This window comes from Phyllobacterium sp. OV277 (assembly GCF_900104355.1).
In the GTDB taxonomy this organism is placed as follows: domain Bacteria; phylum Pseudomonadota; class Alphaproteobacteria; order Rhizobiales; family Rhizobiaceae; genus Phyllobacterium.
This window is the reverse complement of the sequence record NZ_FNIY01000005.1, coordinates 180,970-201,545: the sequence shown is the minus strand read 5'-3', so window position 1 is coordinate 201,545 and position 20,576 is coordinate 180,970. Positions and strand designations below refer to the sequence as shown.

The 20,576-nt window shown below is 52.2% G+C and carries 15 protein-coding genes; 6 read left to right on the top strand and 9 right to left on the bottom strand.

The annotated features are described in order from the left end of the window. Nucleotides 1–101: 101 nt before the first annotated feature. The 6 genes from BLU05_RS17825 to BLU05_RS17795 all read right to left on the bottom strand — a co-directional run bounded on the left by BLU05_RS17825 (nt 102) and on the right by BLU05_RS17795 (nt 6,646). Entirely contained in the window at nt 102–1,253 is a 1,152-nt protein-coding gene (locus tag BLU05_RS17825; protein ID WP_091882804.1) for a hypothetical protein, read from the bottom strand. A gap of 8 nt (nt 1,254–1,261) precedes the next feature. Next, nucleotides 1,262–2,554, bottom strand: a complete 1,293-nt coding sequence (locus tag BLU05_RS17820; RefSeq protein ID WP_091883175.1) for a glycosyltransferase family 4 protein — start codon at nt 2,552–2,554, stop codon at nt 1,262–1,264. Between the two features lie 93 nt (nt 2,555–2,647). Next, nucleotides 2,648–3,511, bottom strand: coding sequence for an FkbM family methyltransferase (locus BLU05_RS17815; protein ID WP_091882801.1), 864 nt, complete (start codon nt 3,509–3,511; stop codon nt 2,648–2,650). 112 nt (nt 3,512–3,623) lie between these two features. Then, on the bottom strand, nt 3,624–4,844 hold the full coding sequence (locus BLU05_RS17810; protein WP_091882798.1) for a polysaccharide biosynthesis/export family protein: 1,221 nt from the start codon (nt 4,842–4,844) through the stop codon (nt 3,624–3,626). A gap of 45 nt (nt 4,845–4,889) precedes the next feature. Further along, nucleotides 4,890–5,903: a helix-turn-helix transcriptional regulator gene (locus tag BLU05_RS17805; RefSeq protein WP_139210487.1), complete on the bottom strand. Its 1,014-nt coding sequence runs from the start codon at nt 5,901–5,903 to the stop codon at nt 4,890–4,892. A 470-nt stretch (nt 5,904–6,373) separates the two neighbouring features. Further along, entirely contained in the window at nt 6,374–6,646 is a 273-nt protein-coding gene (locus BLU05_RS17795) for a hypothetical protein (RefSeq protein ID WP_091882789.1), read from the bottom strand. A gap of 442 nt (nt 6,647–7,088) precedes the next feature. Here BLU05_RS17795 and BLU05_RS17785 point away from each other — a divergent pair, with 442 nt between their 5' ends. Together BLU05_RS17785 and BLU05_RS17780 are read left to right on the top strand one after the other, a co-directional pair. After that, complete coding sequence (locus BLU05_RS17785) at nt 7,089–7,988, top strand: alpha/beta hydrolase (RefSeq protein ID WP_091882783.1); 900 nt, start codon at nt 7,089–7,091, stop codon at nt 7,986–7,988. Between the two features lie 27 nt (nt 7,989–8,015). After that, complete coding sequence (locus BLU05_RS17780) at nt 8,016–8,774, top strand: 4'-phosphopantetheinyl transferase family protein (protein WP_091882781.1); 759 nt, start codon at nt 8,016–8,018, stop codon at nt 8,772–8,774. A gap of 4 nt (nt 8,775–8,778) precedes the next feature. Here the strand turns inward: BLU05_RS17780 and BLU05_RS17775 are convergent, their stop codons facing one another. The 3 genes from BLU05_RS17775 to BLU05_RS17765 are packed head-to-tail and all read right to left on the bottom strand — an operon-like array spanning nt 8,779 to nt 14,400. Next, the gene (locus BLU05_RS17775) at nt 8,779–10,125 is read right to left on the bottom strand and encodes a lysine N(6)-hydroxylase/L-ornithine N(5)-oxygenase family protein (RefSeq protein ID WP_091882778.1); all 1,347 of its coding nucleotides are present in this window, start codon (nt 10,123–10,125) and stop codon (nt 8,779–8,781) included. Between the two features lie 36 nt (nt 10,126–10,161). Then, nucleotides 10,162–14,154, bottom strand: coding sequence for a non-ribosomal peptide synthetase (locus BLU05_RS17770; protein ID WP_175540654.1), 3,993 nt, complete (start codon nt 14,152–14,154; stop codon nt 10,162–10,164). Nucleotides 14,155–14,193: 39 nt separating this feature from the next. Then, entirely contained in the window at nt 14,194–14,400 is a 207-nt protein-coding gene (locus BLU05_RS17765; RefSeq protein WP_244518410.1) for an MbtH family NRPS accessory protein, read from the bottom strand. Nucleotides 14,401–14,573: 173 nt separating this feature from the next. On the opposite strand from BLU05_RS17765, the gene BLU05_RS17760 reads away from it, so the two are divergent. From BLU05_RS17760 to BLU05_RS17745, 4 genes are all read left to right on the top strand, one after another. After that, nucleotides 14,574–15,602: a GNAT family N-acetyltransferase gene (locus BLU05_RS17760; protein WP_091883167.1), complete on the top strand. Its 1,029-nt coding sequence runs from the start codon at nt 14,574–14,576 to the stop codon at nt 15,600–15,602. Continuing rightward, a complete protein-coding gene (locus BLU05_RS17755; protein WP_091882776.1) occupies nt 15,599–17,035 on the top strand; it encodes an MATE family efflux transporter in 1,437 nt (478 codons plus the stop codon). Before BLU05_RS17760 ends, BLU05_RS17755 begins: the two co-directional genes overlap by 4 nt. Next, entirely contained in the window at nt 17,032–18,219 is a 1,188-nt protein-coding gene (locus BLU05_RS17750) for a PLP-dependent transferase (RefSeq protein WP_091882774.1), read from the top strand. Before BLU05_RS17755 ends, BLU05_RS17750 begins: the two co-directional genes overlap by 4 nt. 185 nt (nt 18,220–18,404) lie before the next feature. Next, nucleotides 18,405–20,564: a TonB-dependent siderophore receptor gene (locus tag BLU05_RS17745; protein ID WP_175540653.1), complete on the top strand. Its 2,160-nt coding sequence runs from the start codon at nt 18,405–18,407 to the stop codon at nt 20,562–20,564. Nucleotides 20,565–20,576 lie beyond the last annotated feature (12 nt).

The following is a 20,576-nucleotide window of genomic DNA, read 5'->3' as shown; positions in this document are numbered from 1 at the left end:
AATATATATACTGGATATACTTTAATTATCAAGAAATACCTAAATATAGTCGCCGAATGTCTATGTGTGGCGTATTATGTATTGCATTGCCGAAAGCTACATCATTCTGGGTAGTTAACGGTTTCTTCAGACGTTGCTATCGCATCTTGATCGTGTTCCAAAGCCACATCCGTGGCGGCGTGTTCAGAATCAGGTGCGCTCAAATCGATAGGGCTCAATTCGGCAAACCAGTAGGCAATCGAACCTTCGATAGAGCCGCTATCCGTGAAGAGGCGGATTTCGATTGGGGTCTTCGGACTATCAATACGGAAGGCGGCTTCAGCGGCAAAGGAACCCGTTCCTGACGGTCGCACGCGAATTTTGCTCAACAGCCCATCGCTATGGACCTCGATCGTAAAGATCTGTCCATAAACATTATGCTCGATGCCGAGGGAAAACTTGGCGTTCCATTCGCCTGAAGGAAGGTGGAAATAGGGGCCGTAGACCAGGCAGCGCGCTCGGCCGACAAGCTCAATCTCGCCTTCGGAAGGCTCACCCCCTTTGTCCGCCAGCAGGAAGCTCTCCTGGGGCCATGTCAGTGACGAAACCTGATCCTTTATCAATTTGCCATCGAACGGTTGAACGACACTCCGGGCAATCTCCAGTAGATTTTCCGATACATTTGTCGGATTTGCTCCGGGAGCCGCATAAAAAGGATTGATCTGGGCCGATTTTTCCAGGGTCGGTATCTGGTCAACTTGCGTTGCGGAATCGACATTGTCCATGCCCAGTTGCTTCAAACACCGCACCATAGCTGAAGACGTCAGGGAAATACGAAGCTGGCGGCATATCTGGGCTATTATACGATGGATTGGAACCGCACCGAGCTTCTCGCGATCCAAATTAATCAGGAAGGGATGTGCCCGTACTTGGGAGATGCATGCAATGCTCGCGGATACGGAGCGGATAAGTCCAATGTCCTCGCGCGCAAGCTGGCGGGCGAGATAGGAAACGGAATCCACCGCATTTTCGCGGAAAACCACATAAGGGGCATTTGTTTTCAGTAAAAATGCTGACAATCCGGCATCCGGATAGTGAGATGTTACAATGACATTCTCACTGGTCCGGTTCTTCCATGCATTTTGGATGTCTTCCAGCGTTTCCACATGGAACATGCAATGATCGTCGAATACTTCGCTTGCGATGACGCCGAGGGCAAAATTGCCCCAGAACGACATAATACCTGGCATCCCCAACGCGACCAGAAGAGTCATCGATATATTCACACTCCTCCATTGAAGAGGCTGTCATAGAGAGAATTGACAGCCTGAGAGTAGCGCGCCGGCGAAAAAAGTTCGGCCTGTTTCGGTCCTAATGTAGCGAGATGGTCACAAAGATCGCTGTCGCGGGCAAGTGCTTTGACGGCATTGCGCAAAGAATCTGTGTCATATGGATCAATCAGCAGCGCAGCATCGCCTGCAATTTCGGGGACAGATCCTTCCGTGGACGTCAGAACCGGCGTTCCGAGCTGCATCGATTCAAGGACGGGAAGCCCGAAGCCTTCATACAGGGAAGGAAAGAGAACCGCACGCGCGCCGCGTACCAGACTGATGAGAAGAGAATAGGATACAAAATCAAAGCGATGAATGCGGCGCCCGGGGACAATCCGGTTTTCAGTTTGTGCATAGAAGCGAAACCGCTCGTCATCGATCAAAAGCTGTGTCTGATCGCCCTTCCAGCCAGGCGCGCCAACGATGATCAACGGCAGATCAACTTTGGCTGAAAGATAAGCCTCTACCAGTCTGGAGAGATTTTTCTTTGGTTCAAAAGCTCCAAAAAACAGAAAATATTTCTTCCAGTCGAGATTGAAAATACCTGCAATCTCATCCGCTGCCACATCCTGAGGCTTATCACGTAAATCAAGCGGCACGTGGACGGCTTGATATGTATTGGTGACACGTTTTTCATCGACACCAAGAATCTTGACGATATCCCGTTTGGACGTTTCGGAGACCGTAACGATGTGATCTGCCGATTTTGTCAGATGCCGCAGAAGCTTGTAATGATATCGTTTGTTGTCTTCCGTCAGGTATGGCAGACGCAGCGGTACCAGATCGTGAATGGTGCAGATATTCAGACCCTTGCGTGCCCTGAGTGGCAATGGATAGGTACAATGAAGAAGATCCGGGGCCTTGTCGAACGAAAGCGGCAGGCTTTTCCCGAAGGCTTTGAAGTGATGGCGGGCGAGGGCAAAAAGGTCGTTATTTGCATAGAGAAATTCTGACCCCATCAGATTTCCCTGCAATGATTTTACAATCACCGTGCCCGTTAGCGGGATGGGCGTTGGGGTGACGCCCATTGGCGCGGCAATGCGCCGCCGCATCCAGCGTCGCCCAAGTGCAACAGGCGTAAGTTTCCGGTTTGAATTGTCATCAAAGAGGACCACTTCCCTAAGCGCCGGGTCTTTCGGGAGTTTCCCCTGAACGGAATGAACAATGCCGGTTTTGTATTCAAGTTCGCGTGCGGTTTGAATCAGGCCGCGGGTGTAAGTGGCAACGCCGGTTCCCTTTTGCATGGATAGATTCAGACCATCATACAATATGGTTTTTACCAACGGGCTTCCTTTCGGGATAAGGGCATTAAGTCGTTCAAGTGTTAAATTCCCAGCTCACGCCGGCTCCTGGGCCGACACCACAAGCAGCCAGTCCTCTCCAACGTTTTTTGTAAGAAGCTCCTGAGGTGACACGATATGCGCTTTCCCCTTGAAGTCCAGTCGGCGCAATGTGCCATATACAGCTGTCAGCCGACGGATAAATTCCTCACCGTTTGTATATCTCTCGACATTGAACTCCACCACGATCATCGGTTTGTGGCGGGCTATGGTTTCTTCCATTGCACCGAAAATGCGCTGTTCGGCACCTTCCGCATCAATCTTGATGAAGTCGACGCGATCATATGATTTACAGAGCTGGTCGACTGTCGTCACCGGAACATCAATGATGGAACCAATCAATGGGTTCGCGACAAAGTGAGGTTCCACAACCGTTGCATTTTTTGGCTCGTGATGCGGCACGAACAAAGGTGCGGTACCTGTTGTTTCATCGCTGAGAATGCTTTGCTCGAAATGTGTCCGGCGTAAGAAGCCATTGAGATCGATGCTACGTTTCAAAAAGTCCATGGCATGCGGGTTAGGCTCCACCGCTATGAGCTTTCCCGTAGCGCCAACAAGCTCCGCGAGCAGGACGGAATAATAACCGAAATTGGCGCCCACATCGACAACGACCATTCCCGCCTGAATGTTACGTGCGCAAAATTGCGTCAGCCAGATTTCCCAGTAGCCGTCCAGAAGGAGATGTGATCCGAAACCGCGATCGCGGGTATCAATGTAAAACTTGTAACGTCCCAGGATACGTACAATCGCTGTGTAATCGCCCAGATATGCACTGCGTGCGAGATTTTGAACCGCTATTTCCAGGTCCTGGCGCTTGAAATTTGCAATCTCGTGGAGATGGAGCAACGACTGGGATGGCATGATGCATTCTCACTAGAGCTGTACCTAAACGGGAAGCGTAGGACAGTGATAGTTTCAGTTATATTAGTATCCCACAAGACGGATGCTTAGAATGTAGTCTCCTTAATTATGGTTACTTCCCTACAGCTGCTGCGCTTATACCAATTGACGTGGCAGACATGGCCGGTGAAGCGATGCCCTGGAAGATTGCCATAACCTTTTGCCATTCGGCGCCGGAAGCATTGGCGATATAAATGACATCCCGAGGTTGCATCTCGAAGCGTTGCATGGCCAGCAACGTGCTCGTATCCTTCATGTTGAAGCGATAAACGACAGGAACATACTCACCGGAGTTGAGAAGTGGATTGCCGGCAGCAAGGAACCTGCGCGCGACAGATGAGAGTTCATAGCGCAAGACGAAAACGCCATTGGCGTCGGCGCGATTGTCATTGAGGCCTGCCGCTTTTGCAAGTGCATCGGCCATCGAGATACGGGACGCTTCAAATGGAATTTCAGCATTGCGACCGGCTGCACCCAACACGAGGATGGTACGCGGTTCACGCACAACTGTAATGAGGTCCCCGGATTTTAGCCTGATATTCTCCGCAGGGTTTTCGATAAGCACGTCAAAGGGAATGCGGGCTGTGGTACCATTGCGCGTCAACCTGATGATGCTCTCACTCGCCGCCGCCCTGATGCCGCCGGAAGAGGCGATGGCATCAAGCACACGCTCTCCTGCGCCTGATAGGGAAATACGTGCGCCAGAAGCAACCTCTCCAGTTACAGTTACTGAGTTTGCCGTGCTTCTCTGGATCGTCACGAGAGCCTGAGGCTGGACCGCTTTGCCTTCAAGCGCAGCTGCGATCTGGCGCTCCACTTCTGAAGGTGTCCGGCCTGCTACTGTAATGCGTCCAGCGTAGGGAACGGCAATGGTGCGGTCCCCCGAAACCGTTTGCGGCGGGATGGCCGTTGATCCACCGGTCGACTGCTGCAGGCCAGATGACGTGATACTGCCACCAAAGAGACTGCCGGGAGGGGCTTCCCAAAGATTGACACCAACCACGTCACCGACCGCAATGCGTAAATCACTTGTGCGTGGTCCTGCACCAAAGCGATTGATCAGACTCTCGCGTGGACGCGTCGCCGCATACGAAAGAACGGCATTGTTGACATCGACCATCGCATAGTTGGTGCGGGTCTCAGTTTTCCGTTGCTCAATAACCTGCTTTGCAGAAGGGCCGGAACTGGGGAGAGCGCAGCCTGACAGTGATAATGCAATCGCCGTGGAAATAAGCAACCCTGCCGATACTGGTCTCTTTGGTCCAATATGCCGGAAAAGGAGATGCTGTGGCATCACGTCTATCGGGAGTGAAAGTCCAACTCGCATTCTCAGCATGTCTTACGCGCTCTTTTCATGGAATCTCATCATTGCCGATGGACTCATTCCATATGCATTCCGGTACAGGGACGAGAAGCGCCCGGGATTTGAAAACTGAAGATGCATGGCCAGATCAGTTACGTTCCGGGCACTCCCGCTGACGATTGCATCATGTGCTGCCGACAATCTGTATTCGCACAGAATATGCATGGGGCTGGTGTCGCGATATTCCTTGAACATTCGTTGCAGGGCACGCGAACTGCATCCGGCAGCGGCTGCAATGTCATCAAGCGTTATCGAATTATGAATGTTTTCCCGCATGAATGCTTCCGCACTCTGCAGATAGCGGGGCGAAATTCTGCGTGAGGATTGATTGTTCAACGCGCTGACATTGTCAGGCTTGGTCATGAACAGTTTGGCAAGCAACAACCGTTCATACACGCCAGCGAGGACTTCCCGCCCGGAACTGGTAGCCGCTGCAATGTCTTCACTGACATAGCAAAGCGTCTGATAGAGCGCAGAAGCGCTACCGGTACGGAAATCGTGCAACGGCGAGAATGCCAGTTCCTGAAAGTAAGGCCGCCGCATCAACCGTTCAAAATGTTCACGCAGGGTTGGTACCGGCACAAGATAGGTCACCCAGGTGCTGCCGGGATAAAATTTTGCCTTGACGCCGGGACGATCAAAAACACTGGTTGCGCTTCCGGCAGCGATGTTTTGTATTTTCCGGTTTTTTGTATCGATAAGATCAATCGCGCCTTTGAGCATGAAAACGAAGCTCAATGTTGCGCCTACACCATTTGAAACGACTTCAAGACGGCCGCTTGTCTCGCCATATACAATAGATGTCTGCTGCAAGGTGCATATTTGGCGTTTAAATCCATAGCGGCCTTGGTCGTCCGGGAAACTAGACCAGCGCCAGTTATCATCAATCTTCTCAATGTTACTGGATATGTCGTCACTTGAACTCGAAAGAGATCTGTATTCAGAACGTTCCATAGGATTTTTATACATTTCTCCCCCGAAAAAACCCAAATACCTTCAAGCAACTTCTAGAACGAAAGTCCATGATAAACTTTAGACATTCAAGGAATTCCAGATTACGAGAAACTTTACAGAAATAGCAACTAAAGAAATTTGCCTTACAAGTTTTTTAGCTTATTTGATTAATGTGAAATTTAAAGACAAATTTATCTATCCCATACAATACAAAACAATTGTTTCACAAATGAGAGGTTTGAACATTATTTTCAACATGTATATTGACGAAAACGTTAGAAAACTGGCGTTTATAATAACGATTTGTCGTGATGTGTATATTTTTACAGAAATGAACGAAATGCACGACAGATAAAAGCCCCCCATCTTGTATGGATCGCATGTTAATCAGCGAAAGCCATAAAGAGGACAGGCCTTGGCAACCATGTGGCTGCGTTGGGGATGAATCTGCTTTTCAGCAAGAGCATGTGCTGCATCGCAACACTGATTCTCTCGATTGCTGCGATTTAGAGCTTGCCGTTCGGATTGAGAGGTGAGGCATCAACGGCGGCCTGAATAGTTCTTGATGTCACAGACGGCCGGGCTCGGTTAGCGGCATCGATCATCTCGTTGGTGGGGTCCCGCATAACGCTATACACTATGGGCAGCGCGGCTTTCGCATATTCCCGATACGTTTGGCGGACGAAATCCGGAATACTGTCCCAGCTCTGGCTGCCAGTATACTTCTGCGTATGGATCGCCTTTGCGATGGATTCTATAAGTTTTTCATGTGTATTCATAAATCGCATCTCACTTCGTTCGATCATTCCAAGGCAAAACCATTAGTTACTATGTAAACCATATATATAATTGAAGAGAGAAGGTTTTCAAATCAGAGTAAACATCTGAAATTAACTGCTTTGCTGCAAGAGATTTCCAGAATCGTTTTATAGGAAACGAATATATGGTTAGCGGGACTGTTTTTCATAGCAAATCTTAGGCTCTCGGGGCATTTAACAATAGTGTGATCGCAAACCGGTTCGTAATCGGTGATTGCTGCGAACACAGCTGTTGAATCATAAGCGATTGTGTCAGCCATGTTCCGTTGAAAAGTGACGTTCAACGGCGCAGAATAAATATTGACCATTATGTTCATGTTTAATAACAGGATAACCAACCAAAGCGTTCTGCGCCGTTAAGCGGTGGAAGACCCGTCCTTCGATCTTCGCAAGATATGGAATAATGACAGCATTTCCCAATTCATCATTGGTCACGATTGGCGATACCACCTTTCACGACGTGGTTTCGAATCACAATGGCCAGACTTACCGTATATTCGTCTACCGCCCGGGCGGAGAGCCGCCAAAGGATGGATGGCCAATACTCTATATGACCGACGGCAATGCGGTCATCGGTACTGCTGTTGATGCGATGCGGGCACAGGCGTGTTATCCCACTGGGACCAATGTGTGTTACGGTGTCATTGTTACGATCGGTTATCCGGTTGATGGGGCCTATGACCCGCTGAGGCGTTCATGGGACCTCGGGCCGCCACCTGGACAGAGCTATCCACCATTTTATGAGAACAGCCCGGAAGTCAGAACCGGAGGTTCAGAAGAGTTTTTGACGTTTGTTGAAGACCAGATAAAGCCCATGATTGAGGCTGATATTCCCATTGATCGTAATCGCCAGGCGATTTTCGGCCATTCCTTTGGCGGGCTCTTCGTACTCTACAGTCTCTTTACACGCCCTGCGGCCTTTACGACCTGGATTGCGGCAAGTGCTTCCATCTATTGGGAGAATTGCGCGATTAACGAATTTTTGCCGCGATTTGAAGCAACGCCTGCAACCCGGCCCGGTGCCGAACTTTTTCTTTCGTGCGGGGAGTATGAAACGGACAAACTGGCACCGTTCCAGCGCGGCGCTGCTGATGAGGCAGATCGGTTGACGCAAAAGAAGATCACGCGAAACAATGATTATTCCGTCGAACTTATGAACCGCTTGAACCGTTTGCCGGACCGGCCAATTCGGACAGAATTCGAGATTTATGCGGGTGAGAATCACATGTCGCTGCTGCCGGTCGCGGTCAATCGTGCGGTTCAGACGGCCTTTGCAATTGTGAAACCACACCTGATATCGTAGTGCTACCAAGGGAAGGATGCAGGCGAGATGCTGCCATATGATCTTCTCTTGGATATGCCCGAAGCGAGCGCAACGCCCACTCGAGAACACCATCCAGCAATCGATATCTGGTGGTGGCCCCATACGGTTGGCCAGACCGATTGGGTCAAGATCAAGTCGCGTTTAACGCGTGAAGAACAGGATCGTGCGACGGCCTTTCGATTTGAGAAAGATAGTATCGGTTTTATGGCCGGGCGCTATCTGCAGCGCACCATATTGTCGTCTTACGCAGGAATAGCCGCCGAGGATTTGCGTATCGCGGTTGGAGAGCACGGCAAACCATACCTTGCAGACAAAACTGCATTGACGTTCAATCTGAGTAATACGGAAGATCTATCAATCCTTGCGATCAGTCGAGATTGTACCGTTGTTGGTATAGATGCAGAACTACATTCTTCGTTACTTGAAGAAGAGACGGCGCAACTCATCTGTTCGGCCAGCGAGCTTGCAACGTTATCCGCGCTCCAGGGAGCAGAGCGTCAATCATTGCTGTTGACGTACTGGACCCTGAAGGAGAGTTTTTTGAAAGCTACGGGAGACGGGCTAACCGTTGACCCGAACCGCCTGAATGTACGGCTCGAACGCGATACAAAGACCATTCGCATTGAACAGAATCTATCAAACGATGACGCCGGTTGGCATCATCGTCTTTTTCGTTCACCGGGCGGCCACGTGATCGCCGTTTCCGCACAATCGGAGCGGGCAGCGCTGGTGTTTCGCCAGCACCGTTTTCCCGATCAGATTTGACGAACTAGTAATCTACGGCGATGGACTGACCGAGTGTTTCATGACCACTCGACAGCCAGTTGACCTGCGAGTCATGCGGCTCCAGATCAAAATGCTCTTGTCCGGTCAGCGAATTGATGATGTGGGCGCTGCGCCATGCCATCAGGCTGAGCTGTGAATCGGCAATACCGTGGCTATAGCGTCCGGCATTTTGGGCAAAAATGCGGTTCTGCTTCGGCCCATTCCAGTTGAGGCAATACTCGTCATTGAGTGCTGGCCGGCTGTTCCTGTCGAACTGAATACGGTCCTGCAATCCAGACAGCGCTTCTGGCAGCTTGAACTGATAACCCGTCGCAAGAATGATCGCATCAGCGTGAGCAACCTCGACGCCGCCATCGAAGCGGTTACGTACGATCAGACGGTAGCCGTCTTTGTCCGCCTCGACCTGAATGACGTCACGATTGGGCGAGAGCTTGGCCTCGATGTCACGGCCTTCGAGATAGCGCAGGCTGTAGAGTCGGCGATAGATCGAATTGATGGTAGAATGCGAAAGACCGTCGCTGGTGAGGATCGACGCTTTAAGCGCTTCCAATTTCTGGTCATTGTTCAAATTGAGATAGGCGTAGACATACTCAGGCGAAAACACCTGATTGGAAAACGCGGTATCATTGATCGGTTCAAAGTTATGCCGACGGCTGAACCAATTCAGTTCCTTCAATCCCGCTTTCGCATTAAGCAGAGACTCGACCACTTCACCACCGCTCTGGCCACCACCAATAACGGCGACCCGCTTGACATCAAGGTCCGGCAGACGGAATTTGGCCTCGGAATTGTGGAAGCACCGCTCGCCAAGGAATGGTGTTGCCCAAGACGGTACGAATGGGCTTGTTCCTGTTCCCAGAACAATGTTCTTGGCGGCGACGCTGCCATTGTCGAACTGCACAACAAACCGGTCCTTCTCGTGTTTGACCTCGCGAACAGTGGCATCGAAGGAAACATTGTCGAGCTGTCCCGCCACCCATGCCAGATACTGCGCGAATTCACGTCGGGGTACAGCGTCGTAATGGGCATTCAGAAAAGCGTAGAGACGCTTATGTGCCACGAGATAAGCCACAAAAGACCAGGGATTGGTCGGCATGACGGGGGTGACAAGATCTTTGAGGTAAGATGATTGCAGCTCGACATCGGGCAGCATCATGCCGGGGTGCCAGTCAAAACTGGCCCGGCGTTCGTAAAAATGTGCCTTTACCTGTTCTACACTGTCGAGCAGGGCAGCAAGGCTCAGGTTGGAAGGTCCGACACCGATACCCGCCAGATCGAGGGTTTCGTTCGGCTGACGCAGATGATCATTGTTCGCAAACATGGCAGTCATCAGAATTCCTTTCCGTGATCTTGATTCCAAAGGGCCCTATCGGGCCTCGTCCAGCCGGTGGGAGAGACGGCTGTGGAATGCCTGTGATCCGATTACGTGCAGATGGTTGGTGCCAGAGATAATTTCCGCCGGATTTGCCCGCGGGGAGTAGCGCCGCCAGTCGATCAGGTTGAGACCCCGATTGAGGCTGTCATCGGCCGCCCATGAATGGATCGGCACATCATGCGGCTTTAGTTCGTGACGCCTGAAAATCAGTGCGTTGTCGATAAGAATCCAGAACGTATGTTCACGGCTGCTGATATCAGGACCATCTGTCGGCAGCTCATCCTTTTCGTCACCGACAAAGCGCAGGAACTGCTCGTAGGTATCCTCATCCATGACGTTGAGCAGGCGGTCCCATTCACCGCGCATGGCTGTTCGTGACAACCATTCCTGCACGGTCGCGTGCAGCTGATCGCGTTCGCCCGGCTTGAATCGCGGCTTGGCGCCGATGGCGAATTCCGTGCCGAGATCGCATACATCAACCATTGTGATCAGACGCAGATCTATCTCATCGCCAAGCTTGCGCGCTGTTTCATAGGCAAGCAGACCGCCCCACGACCAACCGAGGAAATAGCAGGGCTGGCCTTTGCTTTCGCGGCGGATGTAATCCACATAGCCCTGAATGATATCGTCAACCGACGAGCCGATTTCCTTCTGTTCGGAGAGCGAATAGCAGATGAAACCGGTGGCGGGCTGATCAGCGCCGAGATAGTCGACAAGCTTGACATATTCGCGCGTGCTGACGAGCAGTCCGGGGAAGCAATAAAGAACCGGCTTGGTTCCTGATGCACGCAGCACGATCACTTCACTGCCCGCCTGATCATTACCGTTTTCAACAATTTGGGCAAACGAGCGGATTGTCGGATTGTTGAAGAGATCGGCAATCGTGGTCCGGTTCTGCGGCTTGCGCTGACGCAATGTCGAGAGAATACGGATGGCACCCAGCGAGTTACCGCCAATGGCGAAGAAATTATCTTCGACGCTGATCGGACTGATCTTGAGAATTTCCTGCCAGATATCCCGGATTTCCTCTTCGGACGCATTTTCCGGCTCGACAATGTTCCGCTGCATCGGTGTCGGTGCTGGTAGTGCAAACCGGTCAAGCTTGCTGTTCGGGTTGATTGGCATCGCCTTAAGCGGAACAATGGCTGAAGGCACCATATAGGCGGGAAGCATGCGTTCCAGCGCTGAATGCATGTCAACGATATCCAGCTCGATACTCTGCTTTGGCACTACATAAGCAACCAGCATTTTCTGTTTGGTTGCATCGTCGTCCCGCAGGACAACCAGAGCTTCGCCAACGCCATCCAATTGAAGCAGGGCAGCTTCGATTTCGCCAAGCTCAATGCGATAGCCGCGCAGTTTGACCTGATGGTCAACACGGCCAACGAATTCGACTGTCCCGTCTTCGCGCCAGCGTGTCAGATCGCCGGAACGGTAGAGACGGCCACCTTCTTTGGAAAAGGGATCGGGGATGAAACGGTCAGCCGTCGTATCGGCCTTGCCGATATAGCCGCGCGCCATGCCTTCGCCCGCAATGAAGAGTTCACCTGTTACGCCGATGGGGCAGGGGTTGAGATCAGGATCAACAACATAAACGCGGCGATTGCCAACAGCCCGTCCGATTGGTGCATAGGTGCCTTCGAACTTCTGTCCGGCGCGCACCTTCCACACCATCGGCGTCATGATGGTTTCTGTTGGCCCATAGCCATTGATCAGCCATTCGGATTTCAATGCCGTGGACAGAAGATCAAACGTCTGCTGGGCAAGGCCCTCGCCACCGAAGGAATAGAGGCGCATCGGTGGGGCACTGTCGGTCAGATCAGCCCATTCCGCCAATTGCTGGAGATAGGTTGTCGGAATGCTGGCATTGTTGGCCCCATGCTTGCGCATGGCGGTCAGGGTTTCTTCGGGTGTCCACAATGGCTGATCAGGCAGAATGATGCTGCCACCTTCCATCAGCGGATTCATCCAGCGTTCGTGTCCGCCATCGGAGCTGAAAGGCAGGAAGGGCAGTTCGCGCGATTCTTCGCTCATGCCGTAAACGCGCGACGTGTTCTGCATGTGATGGGTCAAAGGACCATGTTCGACGGCAACGCCCTTTGGCAGGCCGGTGGAACCGGATGTGTACATGATGTAGGCAAGCTGATCCTTGTGAACTTTCACATCCGGAACGCTGTCCGGTTCTTCCGAAAGATCAAGCTTGTCCAGCTCCAGAATAACCGCATCAAGCCCTTCCGGAATGCGATCAAGCAGCCAGCTATGGGTCAGAATGACTTTTACGCCGCCATCGCGCAGGATGTGATGGTTGCGGCTGGTCGGATGATCAGGCTCGACAGGAATATAGGCACCACCAGCCTTGAGCGTGGCAAGAATGCCAACGATTGCTTCAGGAGAGCGTTTGACGGCAATCGCAACGCTGATATCAGCGCCAACGCCAAGTTTGATCAGCCGGTGTGCCAGTTTATTGGCGCTGCGGTCAAGCTTGCTATGGCTCCAGATTTCATCAGCAAAGATGACGGCTGTTTTGTCAGGCGTCCGCTGTGCATGGGCAGCGATATGTTCATGCACGGCGCGATCATCGTTAATGCCGTCATCATCATAGGGGGCCGAGAGAACAAGGAGTTCGTCATCGGTAATGAGTTCGATATCCTTGATGCGAACCCGTTCGCCGGTAATGGCCTGAGAGAGGATGCGGCCGAAATGAATGGCTGCGCGCTCGATCAGTGAGGGTTCGTAGATATCTTCGGCATAGTCGAACAGACCGGCAAGTCCGCCCTGTGCGCTTGGCGTGAGAACCAATGCCAGTTCCGCGTCCGAGCGTGGGGCAATTGATGGCGCATGATGGTCAGCCAAAGCCGAATGCAGCACCGGTTGGCGGAATTCGAACAGGGACTTGACGATAGCATCCTGTTCCCGTTCTTCATGCGTCTGAATTTCCTGAACAAGCCGTTCGAATGGAACAAGATGGTCTGTTCCGGCGGCGATGGATGAGACCAACGCTTTGCACACATCAAGAAATGCGGTCCTTGAGGTGAATTCAAATTTGAGCGGCAGAATCTGTTCTGTGCGTGCAATCGTTGACCGGTCGATCTCATTGCCGGAGCCAAGCAATGTGCCAAATTGCAGGGCATAGTTACCGCTGTAGCGCGCCAGGAGAACGGCAAAGGCTGCAGAAAGCAGGTGTTCAGCTTTGAAGCCTTTCAATTGGGCATAGGACGCAATGTTGGTCCACAGTTCAGCATCCAAAGCGAAAGAGGCATGCTTGCGCTTGGCACCGGCATACCCTGTTGCATTGAAACGGGTGGGCAGTGTCGTGGCGTTGTATTCTTCACCAATCAGATCACGCCAATGGGTGAGTGCTGCCGAGAATTCCGGCTTATCCAGCCACTCCTCTTCGCGCACGCCGCGCTGAAGAGTGTCCTCGGAAAGCGCCGGCAATTCTTTGCCTTCGACCAGCGCAATGAGATCATTGCGCAGGATCGCGAGCCCCGCTTCGTCACAGACAATCGGATGCAAGACGGTAGTTGACACCAACTGGCCCTTGCTTCCAACAATCAGTTGATTGCGGGCGGAAACTCCATTCAGGAGATCGAAAGGACGGGCAACAAAGCCGCCTTTAGCGTCTTCGATTTCCGTCTGGGTCAAAGGATTGCCGTCGCTGCCGACACTCTCATTTGATGGAAGATCACCCGGAATGGAGAACTGTTCGATGCGGCCACCGGCAAAACGGCGGAAGCGCGTGCGCAGGGCACTGTGGCGGTGTGCCAAAGCATTCAATGCGGTCTGCAACTGATCCAGATCAACCGTTTCATTCCATTGCAAGGAAAGAATCTGAAACGGGAAGACCGTGCTGTTGCCGATCTGCTCAAGTGACCAGATGCGCTTTTGTGCCAGCGTCAGCGGAAAGCTTTCGACAGCGCTATTGGCAATGTCATCCATGGAAACAGGCTCATTGGTATCAGGTTGAGCGAATAGTTTGTTCATATCGTCACCGATCTGTTGTCTGAAAAGGTTATCCGGCAATCACGCCATCGCCTGCCGCAAGGCGAGCGGCCGCGGGTCAACCCAGATTTTCTTGATTTCGCTCAGGCATTCCTCGCGGGTGCCGCTAAAGCTTTCCTTGCTCCAGCCAACCGGCAGAGCCTTGTCATTGGACCAGACGGAATAGCGGTGTTCCTGATCGCGAACGATGCTCCAGGTCTCTGGTGACGTGTCGACATCCGACATCATGCGGGCTCCTTGCAGAATAAAGACATGACCAAGAGACGGATGAGCCCGTGTCCGATTTAAGCGGAATAGGAGAAAAATTTTTCAAAGTTTTGGCTAAATCGAAAAGCGCCTCAGCCGTCTCTATGGAAATCACTTTGTCAAACGATGGCAGCGAACATGCTGTGGAGTGCGCCATGACTCTTGTTTCCAATATTTCCAAAGAGGCCAATGTTTCACGGCTTTCAACACCCGGCTCCTCGTGTTTTCTGAAATCAGCGGAGATGAAAACGCCAAATCAGCTTGTAATCGCCACCGGGGCCGGTCGCTATCTCGTTGACGTAGATTCCAAGGAGGACAGTGTCCGGGTTCGCTTGCCGGACTTGAATGCCGGTGAAACCATACCCGTGCTGGCCTCAGCCATCGAGTTCCTGTCGGCGCAGTCGCGTAATATCAATCTGGTTGAAATCGACAATGTGCAACCATCGGATTTCCCGCTTGGCTTATACAACGGGAATTCGTTGGCCGTTGATACGCGGGAGTTCTGGCAGTGGCCAATGCCGTGGATTGCCAATCCGCCCTATCCGCATCCGCAAGTGCATACACTCACCAATGGCCAATATCATCCCAAGCGGCCGCGCAAAGCTGTTGGCGTTGTTTATGAGCGTTACATTCCCTGGCTCGATCAGACGCTTTCCTTCCGCGCCGCTGATCCAGAAACTGATCTCGATCATTTCCACCGTTGGATGAACGACGAGCAGGTCAATGTGATCTGGGAAGATGGCGGCGACAGAGATAAGCATGCTGCCATTCTCGAAGAGCGGCTGCATGACCCGCATATTCTCGCCCTGATCGGTTGCTTTAACGGCGTTCCGTTTGGCTATTTTGAAGTCTATTGGGCCAAGGAAAATCGTCTCGGACCTTACTACGATGCGCAAGATTACGACCGGGGCTGGCATGTGGCGATCGGCGAGCCTGATTATCGCGGCAAGCAGTGGATTACCGCTTGGCTACCGTCGCTGATGCACTTCATGTTCCTCGATGATCCGCGCACACAGCGCATCGTCGGTGAGCCGCGCGCGAGCCACGAACAGCAGATCCGCAATCTCGACCGTTCCGGTTTTTCCAAGGTGAAGCACTTCGATTTTCCGCATAAGCGCGCCATGCTGGTGATGCTGTTGCGCGAGCGCTTCTTTGACGACAGGCTCTGGGTTCCTGCACCATGAAGCCCGATGCAGTCGGGCCTTCAAAGCCCAAGCGCGCTTATTTTGCCCCGGATGATCTAAACGATCCGGCGCTCACGCGTTTGATCTTCAGGTTAGGTATGCCAGCAGTGGCTGGTCTGTCTATCAATGCTGTTCATCACACCATTAACATGGTCTTTGTCGGGATGATCGGCAGTCATGAAATCGCTGCCATCACAGTTGTCTTGCCGATCCTGATGATGATTGGTGCTATCGGTGAGGGGCTTGGCGTAGGTGTTGCCACCGCCGTTGGGCGTGCGCTTGGCAGTAACAGCCCACAGCGTGCCAATGTGACGGCCTCGACATTCATGGTTTCAGCTGTGCCGCTCGGAATTCTCCTGACGGTCGGTATTTTCTTCTTCCGGCGCGAGCTTCTCGGTCTTTTCGGCGCCAGCGAGGCCATCATGCCGCTTGCCGAGCACTATCTGATGATCGTTGCCTTCTCGGTAACGCTGACAATGCTGCAAATCCTGTCCGATTTCATTGCCATATCGGAAGGCAATACGCGCTTCAGCATGTGGACGCTGCTTGGGTGTTTTGCGCTCAATATTGTTCTCGATCCGATCATGATCTTTGGTTTCGGCTTCGGACTTGCTGGCGCAGCCTTGGCAACCATCCTGTCGCAGATTGCAGCACTTGGGGCCTATGCACTCTACTTCCGCAAACGGGTTGGCACATTGCATTTGTCGGCGCGATTTGCAGCGTTCCGGGCTGATATCCTGAAGCCTGTATTCTCAATTGGCCTGCCCACAACCCTGACCAGTATGCTGAGCAGTATCAGCTTTGCCGTTCTGTTTACCTATGCGGGCTTTTACCGGGGTGATAGCGGCATTGCTGGCGTTGGTATTGCGCTGCGTGTTCTCACCTTGGGCATGTTGCCCATCATTGGCTTGTCGCTTGGTGGTCAGGCGGTGCTAAGCTTCGCTTGGGGTGCCAAAAACACGCCGCGACTCCTGTCAGCCTCGACCATGCTTCTGGTGCTGACTTCGGCTTTTGCAGTGATTTACGGACTTGGTGCTGTTGTCTTGCGATATCCCATCGCCGCCGTGTTTACGAACGATATCGAAATCGCGCAAACGGCGGCACTGACCATTATCGTCACCCACGTCCCTTTTGTCTTTTTCGGCATACGTCAGATTCTCGTTGTGCTCCTGCAAGCACAAAGCAGGGCACGGCTGGCTGCCACTATCAGCATTGCACAGAATGGTTATTTCCTGCTGCCACTGCTGTTTGTCCTGCCGCACCTGTTCGGTTTCAGCGGGCTTCTTGCGAGCTTGTTTCTGGCTCCGGCACTAACAGCGCTCCTGTCGGCAATTATCCTTTTCACCACGCTGCGCCAGCTGCGCGGCACCGCTACTGCATCATCTCTTCCCATCACAACTTTCAACAACACAGTGTCTGAGAGGGCATCATGAACAAATCCATGCCACCCCACGAATTCGGCCCGATGGAAATGCCGGATGATCTGTTTTCACCTGTAGATACCGCCGCATTTAATGCGGTTTCCCCACCCATCTTCCAGACATCACTCTTCACTTATGACACCTATGAAGCGATGGAAGACGTATTTGCCGGTCGTTCGCGCAATTACATCTATTCGCGTGGCGATAACCCCACCGTGCGCGAGTTTGAGCTGCTGACAGCGCGGCTTGAAGGCGCGGAGGATGGCCGTGGTTTCTCCAGTGGTACTGCGGCAATCACCGCAACGATCCTTAGCCTTGTCGAAGCTGGTGATCGTGTGGTTGCGGTTCAGCACCTTTACAATGATATTTATCGTCTCTTCGTAAAAATGCTCGCCCGGTTTGGAGTGACGGTGGATTTTGTTGATCCGTCCAATCTTGACGAAGTGCGGGCTGCCTTGCCAGGCGCGAAGCTGCTTTATCTGGAAAATCCGACATCGATGGTTTTCGAGTTGCAGGACATCGAAGCCTTGACGACGATGGCCAAGGAATATGGCGTGACAACGGTCATCGACAATTCCTGGGCAACGCCTCTGTTCCAGAAACCGATCCAGCACGGTGTCGATATCGTCATCCACGCCGCTTCGAAATATCTGGGTGGTCACAGCGATACGGTGGCGGGCGTTGTTGTCGGTCCGCGCGATCTGATCGCCAAGATCAACAGCTCGACCTATCCCTATATCGGCGCAAAGCTCTCACCCTTTGAGGCATGGCTGCTGTTGCGCGGCATGCGTACATTGAAGGTCCGGCTGAAGGAGCACATGCACAATGGTCTGGTGCTCGCCAAGCACCTGCAACAGCACAACGATATTGAACTTGTCCGCCATCCGGCTTTTTCGGATCATCCGGGCAAGAAGACGCTGACGGGTTTCTCTGGCCTCTTTGCCTTTGACCTGAACCCGGACATTGATGTTGCGCGCTTCGTCAATGCGCTTCGCCATATTCGCCTCGGCGTCAGCTGGGGTGGTCCGGAAACACTTGTTGTTCCTGCCAAGGCCGCTCTGCAGATTCCTGACCGGATGACGTCGTTTGTTCGCTTCGGTGTTAACCCTCAGACGATCCGTTTCGCTGTCGGTTTGGAAGAGCCTGAAGTCATCTGGAACGATATCCAGCAGGCGCTCCACACCGCCAAGTTGTAAATGGCAAGCGGCCAAAACAAAGTTGGTTGAGGGCGGAAAAAAGACGGATATTTCGTCAAATCCGCCTTGACTCTACTAAGATGACAAATGTAGTCATGTTTTCAATATGAGAACAATACTCATATTAAATATCAAATAGTCTCAGGGTTTTAGCAGGGGTGTGGTTCATGCGGGGTTGCAGGACAATGATTTGGAACGCGGTCAATTCAGCGGCACGCAAGCGCCAATATCGTATCGGTTTGCTGATGACCACATCGCTGGCAACATTATTGGCCACCAATCTCGCTTTTGCACAGCAGGCACCAGTCATTGAGCTGAACCCGATCATCATTAACAGTGGTGACGACGCTACCGGTCCCGGCAATGGCTACCTTGCGAGCACCACAACAACCGGAACAAAAGTCAGCACGCCGCTGCGTGAGCTTCCTCGTTCCGTTTCGGTCATCACACGCGAGCAATTGGATGATCGACCTTCACAACGTATTGAAGATGCGCTCGCCTATACGGCAGGTGTAACCAGTTCGCCCTGGGGTGTGGACGAGCGGTACAACCAGTTCATGATCCGTGGTTTTGATGTGGGTCCCTACGCCGTATTCCGCGATGGTTTACCACAAAGAACCATTGATTTCTCGGGCTTCAAGGCAGAACCTTATGGTCTTGAGCGCATTGAGGTGATGAAGGGTGCAGCATCGGTGCTCTACGGCCAGAATGGTGCGGATGGTGTCGTCAATCTGACGACCAAGCGCCCGACCAAGGACCCGCTTTACAGTGCCTATGCCGGTTATGGTTCGCATAATACCTATGAAGTTGGTATCGATGCCGGTGGTCCGCTCGACAAGGAAGGCGTTTGGACCTATCGCTTGACCGGCCTTTTCCGTGAAGGGCACGAGGCGATTGATTTCTCAAAGAACAATCGCGTGTTTATAGCCCCGGCAATAACGTGGTCTCCCAGCGCCGATACCTCACTGACAGTATTTGCCAATTATCAGTGGGATAAGTTGCCGCCGAACACATTCCTGCCCGTCGCAAGTCCATTGCATCCCAATTTACCGAAGTTCTCGCGCAGCTTCACCACGTCCGATCCCGACTTCGACCGTTTCAATGCAAATCATGGTTCGATCGGTTATTCCTTTGAACATCGCTTCAATGATGCCTGGACGATCCGCCAGAATCTTCGCTACACGTCGCAGGATACGGATTATCGCCATCTTTATTACACCCAGTTGCGTGATGAGCAGACTTTGGGCAGAGCTGCCTTTACCGTTGATGAGAAAGCTTCGATCTTCAGTGTCGATAACAGCGCTCAGTACGACTATCAGTCCGATCACATCAAGAACACATTGGTGATGGGCCTCGATTACAGCCGCTATACGGTTGATGGCCATAATGGATACGCCACAGGGCCGGATCTCAATTTCGAAAACCCCGTCTATGGTATCGATGTTCCAATGCCTGGAATCATTGTGGACCGGAAGACCACAACCGATCAGGTTGGCATCTACGCGCAGACGCAGACCAAGATCAATGATCACTGGTTGCTCAATCTCGGCGGGCGGCAGTCGTGGTTTGAAGAGAAGACGAATGATCGTCTGAGCAATACAACAACAGATACATCAGACAATGCGTTCACCGGCAATGTGGGACTAGGGTATCTCTTCGACAACGGTATAACGCCTTATGCAAGCTACTCCACATCATTCGTGACCAATATTGGCCAAAGTGTAACGGGTGGCTCTTTCGCACCTTCCAAGGCGCATCAATATGAAGTTGGCGTCAAATATGATCCCGATTTTATGCCTGCTCATTTCACGGCAGCGCTGTTCGATATTACCAAGACCAATATTTTGGCATTCGTCAGTGATGGCGCGTACAGGCAGATTGATGAGGTGCATCATCGTGGGCTTGAACTCGAATCGACCGTGAATCTTTTCCACAATGTCAGTTTGACGGGTAGTTACACCTATCTCGACGCGGAAATCACGGAAAGCTCACTACCGGAGGTGGGTAATCGCACGCCGATGGTACCGAAGAATCAAGCCTCGCTCTGGGCAAAATACACCTTCGATTCAGGTATCCTTCAGGGGCTGAATGTCGGCTCAGGTATAAGGTATATCGGCAGTAGTGTTGGCAGTGGTCCCAATGGCACGCAGGTGAATATTCCCGATTATACATTGGTCGACGCAGCCATCAGCTACGAGAAGAATGGGTGGAAGGGTGCGCTTAAAGTCAGCAATCTGTTTGATAAGGGCTACTATTCGACCTGCTCCACTGACTACGATAACGCCCCAATGTGCATCTATGGCGAGGGCCGCACAGTCAAAGGCACCTTGTCGGTCAAATTCTAAGGTCAGCGATAA